A 16636-nucleotide genomic window follows, 5' to 3' on the forward strand; every position below is an offset into this window, starting at 1 on the left:
GGAGAAAATCAGGCGAGTTTAGGGAAGGTCGCGATCTTTTTTTGCAGATCACCTTCCTGAGTTTGCGGCTGGATCGCGCGCAAATCGTCAATAAAACGCGCCTGCCAGCGGTTGATATCATTCTTGACGATGGTCTCCATCATTTCTGAATGACGTGAAATACGTTCCGCAAGCGGCATGGTTAACGCGCGGTTCAGGGCATTTGCCACGTCATCGCGATCGTAAGGGTTCACAATCAGCGCCGAGGTTAACTCGTTTGCCGCACCGGCAAATTGGGACAGCACCAGCACGCCCGGGTCAGCAGGATCTTGTGCTGCTACATACTCTTTTGCCACCAGATTCATCCCGTCGCGCAGCGGGGTGACCAGCCCGACGTCCGCATAGCGGAACACTTTCATCAGGATTTTGCGCTCAAAGTGCTGATTCAGATAGAAAAGTGGAGTCCAGCCGAGCTGACCATAGCGCCCGTTGATGCGCCCTGCTTCGGTCTCCAGCTGGTGACGAATATCCCGGTAAGCCTGAACCTCACCGCGCGAGGTCGGCGCTATCTGGGTATAGCGGATCTTGCCGTGATGCTGCGGGAATTTATCCAGCAGGGTTTCATAAGCGAGGAATCGCTCCGGCAACCCTTTGGAATAATCCAGTCGTTCAACCGAAAAGATATTCTTAACGTGCTTGAGTTCGTCCTTGAGCTGGGCAAGCTTCGGCGGCAGCGGACCAGAGGCCTGCTCGGCGATTTCGTCTGGCTCAATACCAATCGGGTAGACTTCGGTATGGAAATTTCGTCCCCACGCGGTGTGAGATTTGCCGCCGTGAGTGACCAGCCGGGTTTTACCCGACACGCTGTCGAGGAACGCCAGCCTGTCATTTTCCGTCTGGAAACCGAGCAGGTCGTAATCAGACAATGCTTCAAGAATTTCATCATGCTGCGGCAGCGCCGTAAAGATCTCCGGGGTCGGGAACGGAATATGCAGGAAGAAGCCGATCCGGTTCTTCACACCCCGTTTACGCAGCTCCCTGGCGAAGGGCAGCAGATGGTAATCGTGGATCCATAAAATATCGTCTTCTTCGATTAGCGGCAGCAGTTTATCTGCCAGCAGCGCGTTAACGCGCATGTAGCCTTCATAGGATTCACGCTGGAATTTCACCAGATCCAGACGATAGTGAAACGCTGGCCACAGCACGGCGTTTGAGAACTCGGAATAATATTCATCGTAGTCCTTCTCGCTAAGGGCGAAGGAGGCCCACGTGATATTGCCCCGTGACACCTTTTTTAGCGGTTTCTCATCATTACTGATTTCCCCGCTCCAGCCAAACCAGAGACCACCCGCGGCTTTGAGGGCACCTAATACCCCGACCGCCAGGCCACCGGCACTGGCTTTTTTATCATCCGGCGGTGCGATGCGATTAGAGACGACGACTAAGCGACCCATAATGATTTCTCCCGTTGTTTTGCGCTATTTGTTGTTGTTGCTGGTTAGCGACGTCAGATATCCACTGCCAGACGCTGGCGACATTTTCCAGCCGCCATCCGGCAATGGTTTCACCAGATCCAACCTTGACAGACATGCCCTGGGCCTGGTTTACCACCCTGAACCCGGCCTCGTCGGTCAGGTCATCCCCAAAAAAGACTGGCGTACGCCCTTTGAACGGCGCTTCCGCCATAAACGCTGCAATGGCAGCGCCTTTATTAATTCCTGCCGGTTTAATCTCGACCACACATTTACCCGGCTGTAACGCCAGCTCCGGATGGGCTTCCGCCACGCTTCTTGCCACCGCAAAGATCGCCGCCTCATGATGGGGCGCCTGACGGTAGTGCAGCGCAAAGGCCATGCCTTTGGCTTCCAGTTCCGTACCGGGAAGCATTTCCAGAGCCGAAGAGAGTTGCGTATGCAGCGCCTGAATCAGCGTGTCGGGGAGTGAAACTATATGCAGTTGATCATGGATATCGCGGCGCTCCGCTCCGTGCACACCGGCCAGCGGAAAGTGATAAGGACTGGCGAGCACGTCCAGCTCGGCCATTGAGCGCCCTGAAATCAATGCCAGTGCCCCCTCGTTCTGTCGGGAGAGCTGCTGCAAATTCTCTAACACCGTGTCCGGTACAACGACGTCTTCCGGATGCGGTTCAATCCCGGCGAGCGTCCCGTCGAGGTCAAAAAAGAAAGCAAATTTTCCGGGCAGTACAGGCGGTGCGGTTAACAAGTCAGCCACCCTAATCCTCCTTACAGTGAACAAAACAGCCATGTAAGTATAGACAGTGTGACGGTGCTCGCCATTTGGCAACCGGCCCGTCAGCAAAACTGGCGGGCCGGTCAGGGGGTCAACTATGGTTAATAGTTGAGCATATTGATGGCTAAAAATAAATCAGACGGTACGCTTCGCTTTTTGCTTGTAACGGTCGAAGATCACCGCCGCCAGCAGGATCAGGCCGCGTACGACGTACTGAGAGAACGGAGAAATATTAAGCAGGTTCATGGCGTTCTCCACGGTCCCCAGAATCAGGATCCCCGCCACCACATATGAGATTTTTCCGATGCCGCCCTTGAGGGAAACGCCCCCTAAAACGCAGGCTGAGATGACGATTAGCTCATAACCAATGGAGGTCATTGGCTGGCCGCTGGTCATACGCGACGCCAGAATAATCCCCGCCGCCGCCGATACCAGCCCGGAAAGCACGAAGATAATGATCTTGGTCCGTACGACCGGAACACCCGCCAGACGCGCCGCCTCTTCATTGCCGCCAATCGCCAGCGTGTTACGGCCAAACGTGGTGCGGTTAAGCAGGAAACCGAACAGGATCAAACAGCCTACCGTCAGCCAGATTGGCGCAGGCAGACCCAGCCAGTTGGCATAGCCCAGCGTGAAGAAACGCTCGTCTTCAATCCCCACGGCTTTCCCGTCGGAGATGATATAGGCCAGACCACGCACGATTTGCATGGTCGCCAGCGTCGTAATCAGGGCGTTAATCTTCAGGCGCGCAATGACAAACCCGTTCACCAGGCCGCTCAGCACGCCGAGCAGCAGCCCGGCCAGCACGCCGATCCACAGGCTTTCGGTCATGTTGATCACCACGGCAGTGGTGACGCCAGCACAGGCAATCACCGAGGCAACCGACAGGTCAAAATCGCCGGAGGCCAGGCAGAATAGCATTCCGCAGGCCACCATGCCAGACATGGAGATAGCCAGCCCCAGCCCCTTCATATTGATGAACGTGGCGAAATTCGGCACAAAAATCGCGCAGGCGACGAACAGGGCAGCAAAGACCACCAGCATGCCGTACTGGTCCCAGATGCGGCCAAAACTGAAAGCCGACTTCGGCGCTCCGGATGTAGTAACAGAGGACATCATTGACTCCTTACTCAGGCGACAGCCTGGCTAACTTTAGGCATGGCGAGACTCAACGCCTGTTGTTCATTCGCCTGTTCATGCAGCAATTCACCGGCAATTTCACCTTCACGCATCACAACAATGCGGTCGGCGACGCCCAGCACCTCAGGCAGATCGCTGGAGGCGAACAGGACCGCCACACCGCGTTTTGCCAGTTCATAGATGACGTTATAGATTTCGTGTTTCGCCCCCACGTCGATACCGCGCGTTGGCTCATCCAGCAAAATGACCTTCATATCTTCCGACAGCCAGCGCCCCAGAATGGCTTTTTGCTGATTGCCGCCGGACAGGTTCATGATCAGCTGTTCAGCCCCGGGGGTTTTGATGTTCAGCGAACGGATATGGTGATCCGCGTTGCTCGCCTCCCAGCCGTCGTTAATCAGACATCCCGCACGGATGAACTTGCGCCGGGCAGAGATGTTGATGTTGTCGCGCACCGAGTGCACCGGAATAATGCCCTCGGCCTTTCGATCCTCCGGGCAGAGCATAATCCCCGCGTTAATCGCCTGCGCAGGCTTCTGAATATCGACCTTTTTCCCGTCGACGAAAACCTGGCCCTGGGTTATTCGGGTGCCGCCAAACAGCCCTTTCATCAGCTCGCTGCGCCCTGCCCCCACAAGGCCAAACAGCCCGACGATTTCGCCGCTGCGCACCGAGAGTGAAATGGGCGTGCGCACGCCCGGGGCTTTGACGTTATCCAGACGCAGACGCTCAGGGCCATACTCGCGCGGTTTCCAGTGGTAAATATCCCCCAGATCGCGTCCGACCATCGCCTGCACCAGTTGGTCATGGTTGACCTGCTGCATATCGGTGAAGGTGCGCACGTAGCGGCCATCTTTAAACACGGTGATGGCATCGCTTAAGGCAAAAATCTCTTCCATTCGGTGAGAAACGTACAGAATGATGCGGCCCTCTTTGCGCAGCTCGCGGATCACGCGAAAGAGATTTTCTATTTCACGCGCCGAGAGCGAACTGGTTGGCTCGTCAAAAGCGATAATTTTGGCGTTACGTGCCAGCGCTTTGGCAATTTCCACCATCTGCCACTGGCCGATGGAGAGATACTTAAGGGGCGTTTGCGGATCGACATCCAGCCCAAGGTGCTTGAGCTGCAAGCCCGCTTCATAGTTGAGCAGCGAGCGGTTGACCACGCCGCTTTTATGCGGAAGCTGGCCCAGATAGATGTTCTCCGCCACGGTCATTTCAGGAATGAGATGCAGCTCCTGATAGATGATAGCGACGCCCGCATTTAACGCTGCCGTGGTGTCGGCAAAGGCCACCTCTTCGCCGCGAATAGCCAGCGTGCCGGTGGTGGGCGTGTAGTTGCCGCTGAGAATTTTTAGCAGCGTGGATTTTCCCGCGCCATTCTCCCCCATCAGGGCGTGAACCTGGCCGGCATAGCAGTCGAAGCTGATATCGGTCAGCGCGTTTACACCGGGGAACGTTTTACCGATGCCGCGGAAAGAGAGATACGGATCAGACTGTTGCATAACGACTCCGTGATTCCTGTAGTGTGTACGTCTGGCCCCTCACTGTGAGTGAGGGGCGCAATCACAGCGTATTACTTACCGCCCAGTCCTTTTTTCGCCAGCTCCTCTTTGAAGTTATCGCGGGTGATCAGCACCACATCGGTCACTTCGGTGAATTTCGGCGGCTCAACCCCTTTAGTCACCCAGTTGTAGAGCATTTCGCTGGATTTATAACCGTGGACATCCGGGCTTGGCAGCAGAGAGCCATAGAAGCCGGTCGCCTGCGCTTTAGACAGTTCGCTCACGGCGTCAACGCCGTTGATGCCGATCCCGATCACGTCCGGTGCTTTAAAGCCCTGGCCTTCCGTTGCACGCACGCCGCCCAGTACGGTGTTGTCGTTCATCCCCACAACCAGCCAGTGCTTCACTTCCGGATGCTGGACGAGCATGGAGTTCGCCGCATCAAAGGCGCCCGGAATATCGTTGGATTTGGTCGGAACTTTGTAGATCTGTTTTTCCGGGAAGCCAGCCGCTTTCAGGGCGTCCATGGACCCGGTGGTACGACGACGGGCGGTGTCCAGCTCGTCAGCGGTAATGGCCATCACGGCGGTCTCTTTGACATCCCAGCCGCGTTTTTGCATCTCTTTGTAGAGCTCCTGGCCCTGACGCTCACCGATTTTAGTGGCCGCCATCATTACCAGCGGAACGGTATCCATTGGTTTACCTTTGGCGTTCACGAACTGATCGTCCACCGCAATCACTTTCATGTCGTAACCGCGCGCTTTCGCGGCAATCGCTGACCCCAGTTTTGGATCCGGCGTACAGATAACGAAACCTTTCGCGCCGCTGGCCGCCAGGCTATCAATGGCGTTCAGCGTTTTCTCACCGTCAGGTACGGCGATTTTAATTACCTCAAATCCCAAATCTTTTCCGGCTTTATCAGCAAATTTCCATTCGGTCTGGAACCACGGCTCTTCCGGCTGTTTAACCAGAAAACCGAGCTTTAAATTTTCAGCGATAGCGGATTGTGACATAACGGCAGCCAGGCCGATGGCCGCCAGCGCTTTAGTAAATTTGTGCATGGTAAACTCCAGCTTTAGCATTCTTATCTGTAGGGAATAATGGCGAACAACTTATTTAATCGGACTTAAAACAAGGCATTAGCGCTTACCTCGTCATAAGCGTTATTGCTGGAGATAGTTTTAGCGGGAAATTAATCATCCATAAGAGAGCGACATCACACCGCAGAATTACAGTAATTGCGTACATAAATTCAGCGAAAAATGACATAAAAAAGGACGTAATTGTCCTACAAATGGAAAGGAGTTAAGCAGGATTATCCATAAGGTCAGCTAAGAAATCCCTGTAACCCGGACGCCTTAGCGCCCGGCAGAAAAAATTACCAGCGGTAATAGATGTGTTCAGCATGATCGCGCACGGGGGCGTCGTCACCCAACAGACGAGCAGAGAGCGCCAGCGCAAAGTCAAAAGCGTGCCCCAGCCCCTTGCCGCTGATGAGGTTATTATCTACCACGACCGGCGCATCCACATATACTCCATCATCAACGCTCTGCCAGAGGTCGCCGGAACAGACGTAGCGGCGCCCCTTCAGTAGCCCGTTACCGCCCAGCACCCGCGCGGCCGCAGAGCAGATCGGGCAGATGAGTTTGCCCTGCTCGTCATGGGCGGAAACAAAGCGGATCACCTCTTGGTTAGCCGCAAGATTGACGCTCCCCTGCGGCCCACCGGGCAACACGACCGCGTCATACAGCGTATTAATGCGCTCCGTTAACGTACTGTCAGCCACCATGGGGATATTGTGGTAACTCACTACCGCACGGGACGCCGCACAGGCCAGCGTCTCCACCTCAATCTGTAAACGCCGCAGAATATCAATCGTGATAATCGCTTCTGCTTCTTCAAAACCGGGTGCCAGCAGCACCGCAACGTTAGCCATCATAAACCTCAACGAATTAAACGATGTAAAACAGTGTTTCATTTTCACTCTTTATCAGATCACAATCTTGCGACGCGATCACAGAACCGTATATTAAGTGAAAATTGATTTAGCTCAAATTTGATACGACAGGATATATTTGCAGATATTATTTCTAATTTAACACTTTTACAGAATTTCCCGCCAAAGAACGTTTCCTGAAACGATAAAAATGAGCGATATTAATTTCACACCCATTAAAATCAACAGGTTATATCAAATTCAATCTCTTACCCCTCTTTCTGTTCTGGGCTATATTTAAATTTGTAATGTATGGTAAACACAGCCCAATTAAGAGTTTTCTTAAGTCAAAGAGAAGCGTATGCTTATTTTAATCGAACACAGGAAGTGAATTTTCGAGTTTTTTACCTTGCAGAAATCTATTTCTGCCATTCAATCGTCAATACCTGCCGGGTCAGGTTAAGTAGCGGACATCAAGTCCCACAGTCAATAAGGATATGAGAATGACTACCCAAACGATGATGCAAAAACTGAATGCCCAGATGAACCTGGAGTTTTATGCTTCAAATCTGCATCTGCATTTGAGCGCGTGGTGTTCCAGAAAAAGCCTCAACGGCACTGCCACCTTCTTTCGTACTCAGGCGCAAAGTAACGTCACGCACATGATGCGCGTCTTTAACTTTTTGAAAGCTGTCGGGGCAAACCCTACCGTCAAAGAGCTTGAAACGATTGAAGATAATTACACTTCTCTGGAAGATCTGTTCCAGAAAACGCTTGAAGAGTATGAGCAACGCTGTGCGAAGCTGAGCAAACTGGCTGATGAAGCCAAGGCGCAACAGGACATCATTACCCTCAAGTTTTTACGCGATATGGACAGAGAGCAGCAGCAGGATGGCATGCTGCTGAAGACGCTCGCAGATGAAATCCGCAATGCGAAACGCGCGGGGATTTGTCTGGAGCAGACGGACCGCCATCTTCTCGACATTGCGACCGTGCAACACCACTAAGTCCTTCACCCGCTCCCGTCAGGGCTGAGAGTTCCCCACAAAATAATGCCTGCACAGACGGCCCCCTCTCCCTTGAGGGAGAGGGCTGGGGTGAGGGGGAACATACGGCTCTGGTGGTCATTCCGTTCACTTTATGTTCCTTGCAACTCTGTCACGGCATAACCGGTGAACGTGCCAGGGTGGCTCAGTCGCCACCACCCTGGCGACCCGGGCTTCCGGCGGAAAATCGCCGCTTCGCGGTGCCTTCGGCTTATTCCTTCCGGCTTATCGGGGACGGGCGGAGGTAACATCCCTGTAAAGCCCGCCCTCTCGGCGCATCCCTGCGCCTCGCCCCGGCCTACAGGAAACGCCTCAGCGATTTACAGCCGGACCGAGGCATCGCTGAAAGCCCTCAGTTATTCTGAGGCAACGTTATCGCTTTTGCTTTCAAATTACTGGGGATCCCTCAGCCCGTCAGGGAGTGGGTACCAACTCCCTGCTTTTGCTGACATTTAACAAATCAGATCTTGCTCCCAATGAATAACCACACATCGTGTAATGATTTGTTTAATTACATTCATTGACGAGGGAGCATCATGATCACCATTGAGTTTATTGTCATTATCCTCTGCCTGCTGATAGGCACCCGCTTCGGCGGGATGGGCCTGGGGCTGATAAGCGGTATCGGCCTGTTTATTTTGAGTTTTGTCTTTGGTCTGCAACCCGGTAAACCGCCGGTTGACGTGATGCTCACGATCCTCGCCGTCATCGGCTGTGCGGCCACGCTACAGACCGCCGGTGGCCTGAATGTAATGATGCAGTTCGCAGAGCGCCTGCTGCGTAAACATCCCCAGCACATCACCCTTCTCGCACCGTTTACCACCTGGATGTTGACCTTCCTGTGCGGGACCGGCCACGTCGTCTACACCATGTTTCCCATCATTGCGGATATCGCCCTGAAAAAAGGCATACGCCCGGAACGGCCGATGGCGGTGGCCTCGGTGGCCTCTCAGATGGCGATCACCGCCTCCCCCGTTTCCGTGGCCGTCGTTTCGCTGGTCTCGATTCTGGGTGCGCAGCACGGTATCGGCCACGCGTGGGGGATCCTCGAAATTCTTGCGGTCTCCGTACCGGCCTCACTGTCTGGCGTCGCCATTGCGGCACTGTGGAGCTTACGCCGCGGGAAAAACCTCGCAGACGATCCTGAATTTCAGGAAAAGCTGAAAGATCCGAAACAGCGGGAGTTTATCTATGGAGGAACGGAGACGTTGATGGATCAGCGCTTCCCGAAACAGGCCTACTGGTCCACGTGGATCTTCTTCGCCGGGATTGCCGTTGTGGTCCTGCTGGGTGCGCTGCCCGAGCTGCGTCCGGCGTTTGAGATCAAAGGCAAAATGACGGCCCTGTCGATGAACCTTGTCATTCAAATGATGATGCTGATCGCCGGGGCCATCATGCTGATGACCTGCAAGGTGAATGCGTCGGCCATTTCAAACGGGGCGGTGTTTAAGGCGGGGATGGTCGCGATTTTCTCGGTGTTTGGCGTGGCATGGATGAGCGATACCTTTTTTCAGGCGCATCTCGACGAGCTGAAAATGGCGCTGGAGGGGGTGGTGAAGAGTCATCCCTGGACGTATGCCATCGTGCTGTTCCTGGTATCAAAACTGGTCAACAGCCAGGCTGCGGCCTTGACCGCGGTCGCCCCGATGGGGTTGATGCTGGGCATCGATCCGAAAATGCTGGTGGCCTTCTTCCCGGCATCCTACGGCTACTTTGTGCTGCCCACCTATCCGAGCGATCTGGCCTGTATCGGATTCGATCGCTCCGGCACCACCCGCATCGGTAAATTCATCATCAACCACAGCTTTATTCTGCCGGGGCTGATTGGCGTCAGCTGTGCCTGCGTGGTGAGCTATCTGCTGGTGCAGACGTTCTTCTGATCCTTCTGCGGGCGACAGGCTCTGTCGCCCTTCGACGTAAAAGCAGAAAAGAGTTTCTAATTTTAAAACATCGGTTTATTTTAGTGAGACTCACCCTGCGGTGTGAAGCGGAGTTCAATCAGCGCAATCGCTTTCTGGATCGCGCGGAGCGTAACCGGGTCCGCCGCAGCAGGATGGTTGGTGAAATCGATGTTTTTCAGTTGGGTCGACATCTTTTCGCGCACTTCTACCGGCGCGATAACGTCAATCACATCAAGGATTTGTTTGATAACCAGCTGGCAGGCGACGACGTCAGATACCAGTTCCTGATCGGCGCTCAGGTTTTGTGACATGGGGTTCTCCTTATTCAAAGGCCGCCATAGTAGCAAAACAGACGCCCTTCCATCTCCTTCTCGTCGACCGCAGACATAAAAAAACCTGCCGAAGCAGGTTTTTTTATCAGAACATCGCACCCGGTGGGACGTCTTTAAACGTTGTGCAGTAGTTTGCCCACATGCTTTTCAGGATTTTGCGCAGTTTCATTATGTTGCTCCAGTAACGTGTTATGCAGGTGTTATTGTCAATACGCTTATAATATGACCACCATCACAAAAATCAACCATTTTGTGACCTGCATCACGGTTATTAAACCCTCAGTGCTGCTGGTTTGTTAAAAAAAGCCATGATAAATCCGCACGTTACAGGCTTATAAATTCCAGTAAATGTTTATAAAATTTTTTGAGCGGGCAGGAAGAGAATGAGTGAAAACGTATCCGGCAAAGAGAGCCGTGGATTATCGCCTGCGGCGCTGCTGGTGGCCGGTGCTTTCTTTATGGAGTTTCTGGACGGGACGGTGATCGCCACCGCGTTGCCGGATATGGCAAAAAGCTTCGGCGACCAGGCGGTGGATCTGAATATCGGCATCAGCGCCTATCTGATCACCCTGGCCGTACTGATCCCCGCCAGCGGCTGGATCGCCGACCGCTTCGGCGCGCGAAAAGTGTTTGCCCTCGCGCTGGCGATCTTCACGCTGGCCTCGGTATTTTGCGGCCTGTCCACCACGCTCGATCAGTTCGTTGCGATGCGCGTCCTCCAGGGCATGGGTGGCGCGCTGATGGTGCCCGTAGGTCGCCTGGCCGTGCTACGCACCACGCCAAAACATCAGCTCATCACGGCAATCGCCACCCTGACGTGGCCTGCGCTGGTCGCGCCGATCATCGGCCCGCCGCTGGGTGGGTTCATTACCAGCTATGCCGACTGGCGCTGGATCTTCTTTATTAACGTGCCGCTGGGGATAATCGCCATTTTGCTGGCGCTGCGCATCATTCCAGACCTGCATGAAGATACGCGCCGACCGTTTGATTTACCGGGTTTTGTTGTCACCACCCTTGCCATGGTGAGCCTGGTTTATGCGATGGAGTTGATGGGCGCAGAGCCTCTGCGAACAGGATTAACCGCCACGCTGTTTATCGTCGGTGTCGTCGCCTTAAGCCTGGCGCTGCGTCACTTTAAGCGGGCAACCTGGCCGATGATCAGGCTCGATGCGATGCAGGTGCCGACGTTTCGCGTCACCCTGTACGGCGGATCGCTGTTTCGCGCCTCCATCAGCGCGGTTCCGTTCCTGTTACCGCTGATGTTCCAGGTCGGCTTTGGCATGGACGCGTTCCATTCTGGCCTGCTGGTGCTGGCGGTTTTCGTTGGCAATCTCACCATTAAACCGGCGACGACGCCGCTTATCCGCAGCCTGGGGTTTAAGCGGCTGTTGCTGATTAACGGTGCGTTGAATGTCCTGGCGTTGCTGGCCTGCGCGTTTCTTACGCCGCAGACGCCCGCGTGGCTCATCATGCTGATCCTTTATCTGGGCGGCGTTTTCCGTTCGATTCAGTTTACAGCCATCAGTACGCTGGCTTTTGCGGATGTGCCATCGGCGCAGATGAGCTATGCCAATACCCTGTTTTCAACCGCAACGCAGCTTGCCGTGGGGCTTGGGATCACGCTCGGGGCGATTGGTATTCGTATCGGGGAAAAAGTCAGTGAGGCGATGGGGATTGCCGGTATGCCGGGAATGAGCTTCCGGCTGGCATTTGTGGCAATCGCGCTGATCTTCCTGGTGGGAATGGTTGACACGCTGCGTCTGACCAAAGATGCTGGCAGCGCGGTCTCATCGAAAAAGTAACGCTATCTGCCGGGCAGGCAACGCACCGCCCGGCAAAGTAAATCAGCCAACAATACCGCGCACGAAGGCTTCAATCTCTTTGTCCTGGCAGTTCTCGAAGAAGCACTGCTGGAAGCGCTGGCCTGATACGGCGGTTTTAACCAGCTCAGGATCGATTGCTCGCAGGGTATCCAGATAGTTTTCTTTCACCACCGCCGCTTTCACCTGGTTCAGGATCCCGGCGTTACGCACCTGCGGCTCTTTACGCTCTGGTGGATAGCCTTCGCCATTGCGTCCGGTAAACGCTTTCTCAAAGATAAAGCGTACGTTCAGTTCTGCCCCCCAGCCGAAGCCCTTCGCAAACGGCAGAGAAAGCGCGTTACCGTTGTTGATTTGCGCAAACAGGAAAGCATCCGCAGGATCGATGCAGTAACCGCAAATCACACCCGGATGGATGTTCAGGGACATCAGCGCGCCCTGCCCGGTACCGCAGCCGGTAACAACAAAATCAACGGCTTTAGCGTTAAGCAGAATGCTCGCCATGATGCCCAGGTGAATATAGGTGAGATGATGATCGTTCTCATCACTCATACCGACGTTATAGACCGGAAAACCTTTCTCATCAGCAACGGCTTTCAGCTCATTAAGGATGATGGGATTCTTAGCGGCCTGGCTGTTTTCCATCATCAGTGCAATTTTCATCTTGTCTCTCCTGAATGCATGGCGGGCGATCCCGCTGTGGATACCTTTTCAACTTAACCTTACTATCAAACAAACGCACTTTCAAATTAAGTGAAAACTTGTTTTAAAAAACAAAGATGCGCTCACAATTTCGCGCGCTGGCCCGGCTCGTTGCACAGTGAGAGGGCAGATCCTCCGGCTATTCCAGCCATTGCGTACCATCGCGTTGGTTACAATGGCGTATTTCCCGTCACGCAGAGTGAACCATGAAACGTGTAATCATAGCCGGAACGATCCTGTTGCTCGCCGGGTGCAGTATCAACCGTCAGGCAGAAGTCAGCAGTACGGATGCCCCAAACGGAATTGTGCGCCTCGACTATGGCCAGGCCATGCTGCAAAACGCCTGGTCTGATGAGTATGTTAATAACGGTACGGCAACCAAAGCCTGTCAACATATGGGCTACGCCACTGCGTCAGCCTACGGGCAGCCAATTAAAACCTGCACCCTGATCAGCGGTTCACTCTGTCTGAACGAAAGTGTGACCATTCAGTATAAATGTCAGGGATATGCTGTTACCTCTTCCAGCCAGAATCCGTGGTATTAACCGCGACTGCCAGTCACGCTGGCAGTTTATTTAATAAGAACTAAAACAATTCTCATTAATGAATATAAATGGCGGCAATGCGTTTTATTCCCATTCGTATTTTTAATAAAGAAATATTTATTTTACTTTTTGCAAATAATTAAATAACAAATTATAGTGTCGCTCATCATGAACCAGAATTAATAATCGGAGCTGCACCATGTTAAAAACTGAAATGATCGACAAGCTCAATGCGCAAATGAATCTTGAGCTTTTTTCTTCCCTGCTTTATCAGCAGATGAGCGCCTGGTGCAGCTATCACAGCTTTGAAGGGGCGGCCGCCTTCCTGCGTCGTCATGCCCAGGAAGAGATGACGCACATGCAGCGTCTGTTTGATTACCTGACGGACACCGGCAGCCTGCCGCGCATTGATAACGTGGCATCGCCTTTTGCCGAATACGGCTCTCTTGATGAACTGTTCCGCGCCACCTATGAGCATGAACAGCTGATCACCCAGAAAATTAATGAACTGGCTCATGCCGCCATGACCAGCCAGGATTATCCAACCTTTAATTTCCTTCAGTGGTATGTGGCTGAACAGCACGAAGAAGAGAAGCTGTTTAAATCCGTGCTGGATAAATTATCTCTGGCAGGTAAATCCGGGGAAGGTCTGTACTTCATTGATAAAGAGCTGTCGACGCTCGATACCCAGAATTAACAGAAAAGCGGTGCTGAGTTTTCAGCACCGCATTATTTAATGGCGGCAGATTTTACTTTCGTGAGTGGAAAATCCGTCTGCTGCCGGAATGAATTTTCCGCGCGCCGCCAGAAACGCCACCAGCTCCGCGGCCGTCATCTCCGAAGCTGAACAGGTATGGAAACGCGCCGCTTCGCCAAAGCGGGCATGTATCGCCTCAACCAGACTCTCCTCCGTATAGCGCTCACCTGACTCAATCATCATATTCAGCACGTCGTGTCCGTGAATTGACATGGTTACCTCTCGCAAATAAAAAGCAGACTAAACGTTCCCTCTACGGCACGCTTTGCGCTGGCGCAGGTTACCCTTTTCTTTTTGTAAATTAATCATTACACCCCATGTAACGGTGATTTGACGAGATGGTGCTTTTCCCTTACTCTGCGCCGCAGAATGAGTCGCGGTATGGAAGCGTTGTAGAGGAAAGCGTGAAGAACAGAACTCTGGGAAGTATTTTTATCGTCGCCGGAACGACAATTGGCGCAGGAATGTTGGCCATGCCGTTGGCTGCCGCCGGCGTCGGGTTTGGGGTTACCGTAGTGCTGCTGGGCGGTCTGTGGGCCCTGATGTGTTACACCGCGCTATTATTGCTGGAGGTTTATCAGCATGTCCCTGCCGATACTGGCTTAGGCTCCCTGGCTGCACGCTATCTTGGACGCTACGGGCAGTGGATCACCGGTTTCAGCATGATGTTCCTGATGTACGCCCTGACTGCCGCTTACATCAGCGGCGCCGGGGAGTTGATTGCGTCAAGTATCAATGACGGCTTCGGCGCGTCACTTTCACCGGAAACAGGCGCCATTGTCTTTACGCTGATCGGTGGCGGCGTGGTTTGCGCGGGCACATCGCTGGTCGATCTGTTTAACCGTTTTTTGTTCAGCGCCAAAATTCTCTTCCTGATTGTGATGCTGGTGCTGCTGGCACCGCATGTTCACAAGGTTAACCTGCTCTCCCTCCCGCTGGAGAAAGGTCTGGCGCTTTCGGCCATCCCGGTTATTTTCACCTCCTTCGGTTTTCACGGCAGCGTGCCGAGCATCGTGAGCTATATGAACGGTGATATTCGCAAGCTGCGCCGCGTCTTTGTTATCGGCAGCGCCATTCCGTTGATTGCTTACCTGTTCTGGCAGCTGGTGACGCTGGGCAGTATTGATTCCAATACCTTTATCGGCCTGATGGCAGAGCATTCTGGTCTGAATGGATTCCTGGTTGCCCTGCGTAACGTGGTGGCCTCTTCACACGTGGAGCTGGCGGTACATCTGTTTGCAGACCTGGCGCTGGCAACCTCCTTCCTCGGCGTAGCGCTTGGCCTGTTTGACTATATGGCGGATCTGTTCCAGCGTCGCAATACCGTTGCCGGACGCTTACAGACGGGGGCGATGACCTTCCTGCCGCCGCTGGCCTTCGCGCTCTTTTACCCGCGCGGGTTTGTGATGGCGCTGGGGTATGCTGGCGTGGCGTTATCGGTACTGGCCCTGCTGCTGCCTTCCCTGCTGGCGTGGAAGAGCCGCCAGCAACATCCGCAGCAGGGGTATCGCGTAGCGGGCGGTACGCCAATGCTTTGCGCGGTGTTTGGTTGTGGGGTGGTGATTATTCTGGTGCAGATTTTGATTGCAGCGGGGATGCTGCCGGAAGTGGGATAACTTATTTATACAGGTCCTGAGGTACTGTTCCGTTCACCTTAAGATCAACAGAATATAATTTTTTCACAGCATGTGAACGGGATAAGGGGGCCGCCGCGGCCCCCTTATCAATCCCCGCGGCCCCGCGGAAAATCGGTGCTTCGCACTGCGCTCACCTCCCGACCATCTGCCTGCGGTCGGCTCAACTCGACATCCTGTCTCGATTCGCCTCTGGCCGCCATCCATGGCGTCCAGCCCTTGTCATCTGGTCTCCGGTTCGCCGATTTTAGCGGGGACTCAACACCCGTGCCCCATTCAGGCCACAGTAATTAATGATTTAATGCAGGCAGCAGCTTTTAAACTTCTTCCCACTCCCGCACGGGCACGGATCGTTACGCCCCACCTTCGACCCGTTCACGATCGGCTTTTTCGCTTCCGGCTGCTGCGGGTTAGCCACCCAGTAGTTATACAAACGCAGCGCCGCAGGCTGAATGCTTTCGATGCTGGCCATGTACTCCTCTTCGGTCAGCGCATCCAGCTTCTCGCTGTTCTCTTCCGTCCCGTGCAGGGCAATCACCGCCAGGTCCGCTTCCAGCGCTTCCGGCAGGGATGACCAGTCCGTCAGCGCCACGCCGCGCATGTAGCCATAGCACCACTCTTCCACCACGGTATAGCTCTGACCGTCAACGTCGTTATAGCCAAACAGCGGTTCAAACTGATCCGGGTATTCGCTCAAACGCTCGGCAATATCGTTCATGTGCTTAAAGCAGAGATCGATAAAACGGTTCATCTCACGATCGTTTTTCCAGCGCGGAATATATTTCTCACCACCCCAGACCGCCACCAGCCAGGTGTCGGGCTCCACCACAACGGGACCGGAAAGTACTGCGGTAAGCATGCCGTCCAGTTCGGACACGTCAATCACGGATGCATCGTCGTGACCGTAAGAGATTAATGTCTCTTCCAGCCACGCCATCTCGCTTTCATTTAATGGGCCTTCAGCCATTGCTGATACTCCTGATAAAAAAAACGATCCTGACATATATCGCCGCGCGTGCCTATCTGAAGTTTAGGTCTTTATTGCTGCAAAAACGTGCAAATCGTGACCGTTGCACAACTTATGGGCTT

The 16636-nt window shown here is 53.8% G+C and carries 17 protein-coding genes; 6 read left to right on the plus strand and 11 right to left on the minus strand.

Annotation, left to right across the window (positions count from 1 at the left end; genetic code table 11):
* Window positions 1-8: 8 nt before the first annotated feature.
* The 6 genes from otsA to L379_RS09670 form a co-directional block, all read right to left on the minus strand.
* On the minus strand, window positions 9-1433 hold the full coding sequence (gene otsA / locus L379_RS09695; protein ID WP_032654006.1) for an alpha,alpha-trehalose-phosphate synthase: 1425 nt from the start codon (window positions 1431-1433) through the stop codon (window positions 9-11).
* Window positions 1408-2211, minus strand: a complete 804-nt coding sequence (otsB, locus tag L379_RS09690; protein ID WP_017693229.1) for a trehalose-phosphatase — start codon at window positions 2209-2211, stop codon at window positions 1408-1410. Before otsB ends, otsA begins: the two co-directional genes overlap by 26 nt.
* Before the next feature lie 153 nt (window positions 2212-2364).
* The gene (araH, locus tag L379_RS09685; protein WP_003859689.1) at window positions 2365-3345 is read right to left on the minus strand and encodes an arabinose ABC transporter permease AraH; all 981 of its coding nucleotides are present in this window, start codon (window positions 3343-3345) and stop codon (window positions 2365-2367) included.
* 14 nt (window positions 3346-3359) lie between these two features.
* On the minus strand, window positions 3360-4874 hold the full coding sequence (araG, locus tag L379_RS09680; RefSeq protein WP_003859688.1) for an L-arabinose ABC transporter ATP-binding protein AraG: 1515 nt from the start codon (window positions 4872-4874) through the stop codon (window positions 3360-3362).
* Between the two features lie 71 nt (window positions 4875-4945).
* On the minus strand, window positions 4946-5935 hold the full coding sequence (araF, locus tag L379_RS09675) for an arabinose ABC transporter substrate-binding protein AraF (protein ID WP_017384422.1): 990 nt from the start codon (window positions 5933-5935) through the stop codon (window positions 4946-4948).
* 317 nt (window positions 5936-6252) lie between these two features.
* Window positions 6253-6810, minus strand: coding sequence for a DJ-1/PfpI family protein (locus L379_RS09670; protein WP_017384423.1), 558 nt, complete (start codon window positions 6808-6810; stop codon window positions 6253-6255).
* A 503-nt stretch (window positions 6811-7313) separates the two neighbouring features.
* Here L379_RS09670 and L379_RS09665 point away from each other — a divergent pair.
* Entirely contained in the window at window positions 7314-7817 is a 504-nt protein-coding gene (locus tag L379_RS09665; RefSeq protein ID WP_032654009.1) for a non-heme ferritin-like protein, read from the plus strand.
* A 575-nt stretch (window positions 7818-8392) separates the two neighbouring features.
* Window positions 8393-9736: an anaerobic C4-dicarboxylate transporter gene (locus L379_RS09660; RefSeq protein ID WP_032654011.1), complete on the plus strand. Its 1344-nt coding sequence runs from the start codon at window positions 8393-8395 to the stop codon at window positions 9734-9736.
* Window positions 9737-9816: 80 nt separating this feature from the next.
* Here L379_RS09660 and L379_RS09655 read toward each other — a convergent pair whose 3' ends face one another.
* Window positions 9817-10068, minus strand: coding sequence for a DUF2766 family protein (locus L379_RS09655; RefSeq protein ID WP_003859683.1), 252 nt, complete (start codon window positions 10066-10068; stop codon window positions 9817-9819).
* A 106-nt stretch (window positions 10069-10174) separates the two neighbouring features.
* Window positions 10175-10258 (minus strand): stress response protein AzuC, encoded by an 84-nt coding sequence (gene azuC, locus L379_RS25900; RefSeq protein WP_003859682.1) that lies wholly within the window; start codon window positions 10256-10258, stop codon window positions 10175-10177.
* Between the two features lie 214 nt (window positions 10259-10472).
* Between azuC and L379_RS09650 the strand changes: the two genes are divergently transcribed.
* A complete protein-coding gene (locus tag L379_RS09650; RefSeq protein ID WP_032654014.1) occupies window positions 10473-11891 on the plus strand; it encodes an MFS transporter in 1419 nt (472 codons plus the stop codon).
* A 42-nt stretch (window positions 11892-11933) separates the two neighbouring features.
* On the opposite strand, the gene L379_RS09645 is transcribed toward L379_RS09650, so the two are convergent.
* Complete coding sequence (locus L379_RS09645) at window positions 11934-12572, minus strand: RpiB/LacA/LacB family sugar-phosphate isomerase (protein ID WP_003859680.1); 639 nt, start codon at window positions 12570-12572, stop codon at window positions 11934-11936.
* Window positions 12573-12817: 245 nt separating this feature from the next.
* On the opposite strand from L379_RS09645, the gene yecR reads away from it, so the two are divergent.
* Together yecR and ftnA are read left to right on the plus strand one after the other, a co-directional pair.
* Window positions 12818-13156, plus strand: a complete 339-nt coding sequence (gene yecR / locus L379_RS09640) for a YecR family lipoprotein (RefSeq protein WP_015570249.1) — start codon at window positions 12818-12820, stop codon at window positions 13154-13156.
* Between the two features lie 199 nt (window positions 13157-13355).
* Window positions 13356-13853 (plus strand): non-heme ferritin, encoded by a 498-nt coding sequence (ftnA, locus tag L379_RS09635; RefSeq protein ID WP_003859676.1) that lies wholly within the window; start codon window positions 13356-13358, stop codon window positions 13851-13853.
* Between the two features lie 36 nt (window positions 13854-13889).
* Here the strand turns inward: ftnA and L379_RS09630 are convergent, their stop codons facing one another.
* Window positions 13890-14126: a YecH family metal-binding protein gene (locus tag L379_RS09630; protein ID WP_003859673.1), complete on the minus strand. Its 237-nt coding sequence runs from the start codon at window positions 14124-14126 to the stop codon at window positions 13890-13892.
* Between the two features lie 191 nt (window positions 14127-14317).
* Between L379_RS09630 and tyrP the strand changes: the two genes are divergently transcribed.
* The gene (gene tyrP / locus L379_RS09625; RefSeq protein ID WP_032655647.1) at window positions 14318-15529 is read left to right on the plus strand and encodes a tyrosine transporter TyrP; all 1212 of its coding nucleotides are present in this window, start codon (window positions 14318-14320) and stop codon (window positions 15527-15529) included.
* 316 nt (window positions 15530-15845) lie between these two features.
* On the opposite strand, the gene L379_RS09620 is transcribed toward tyrP, so the two are convergent.
* Window positions 15846-16514, minus strand: coding sequence for a YecA/YgfB family protein (locus tag L379_RS09620; RefSeq protein ID WP_003859671.1), 669 nt, complete (start codon window positions 16512-16514; stop codon window positions 15846-15848).
* Window positions 16515-16636: the final 122 nt, after the last annotated feature.

This window comes from Enterobacter sp. MGH 33, from assembly GCF_000534535.1.
Taxonomy (GTDB): Bacteria; Pseudomonadota; Gammaproteobacteria; order Enterobacterales; family Enterobacteriaceae; genus Enterobacter; species Enterobacter hormaechei_C.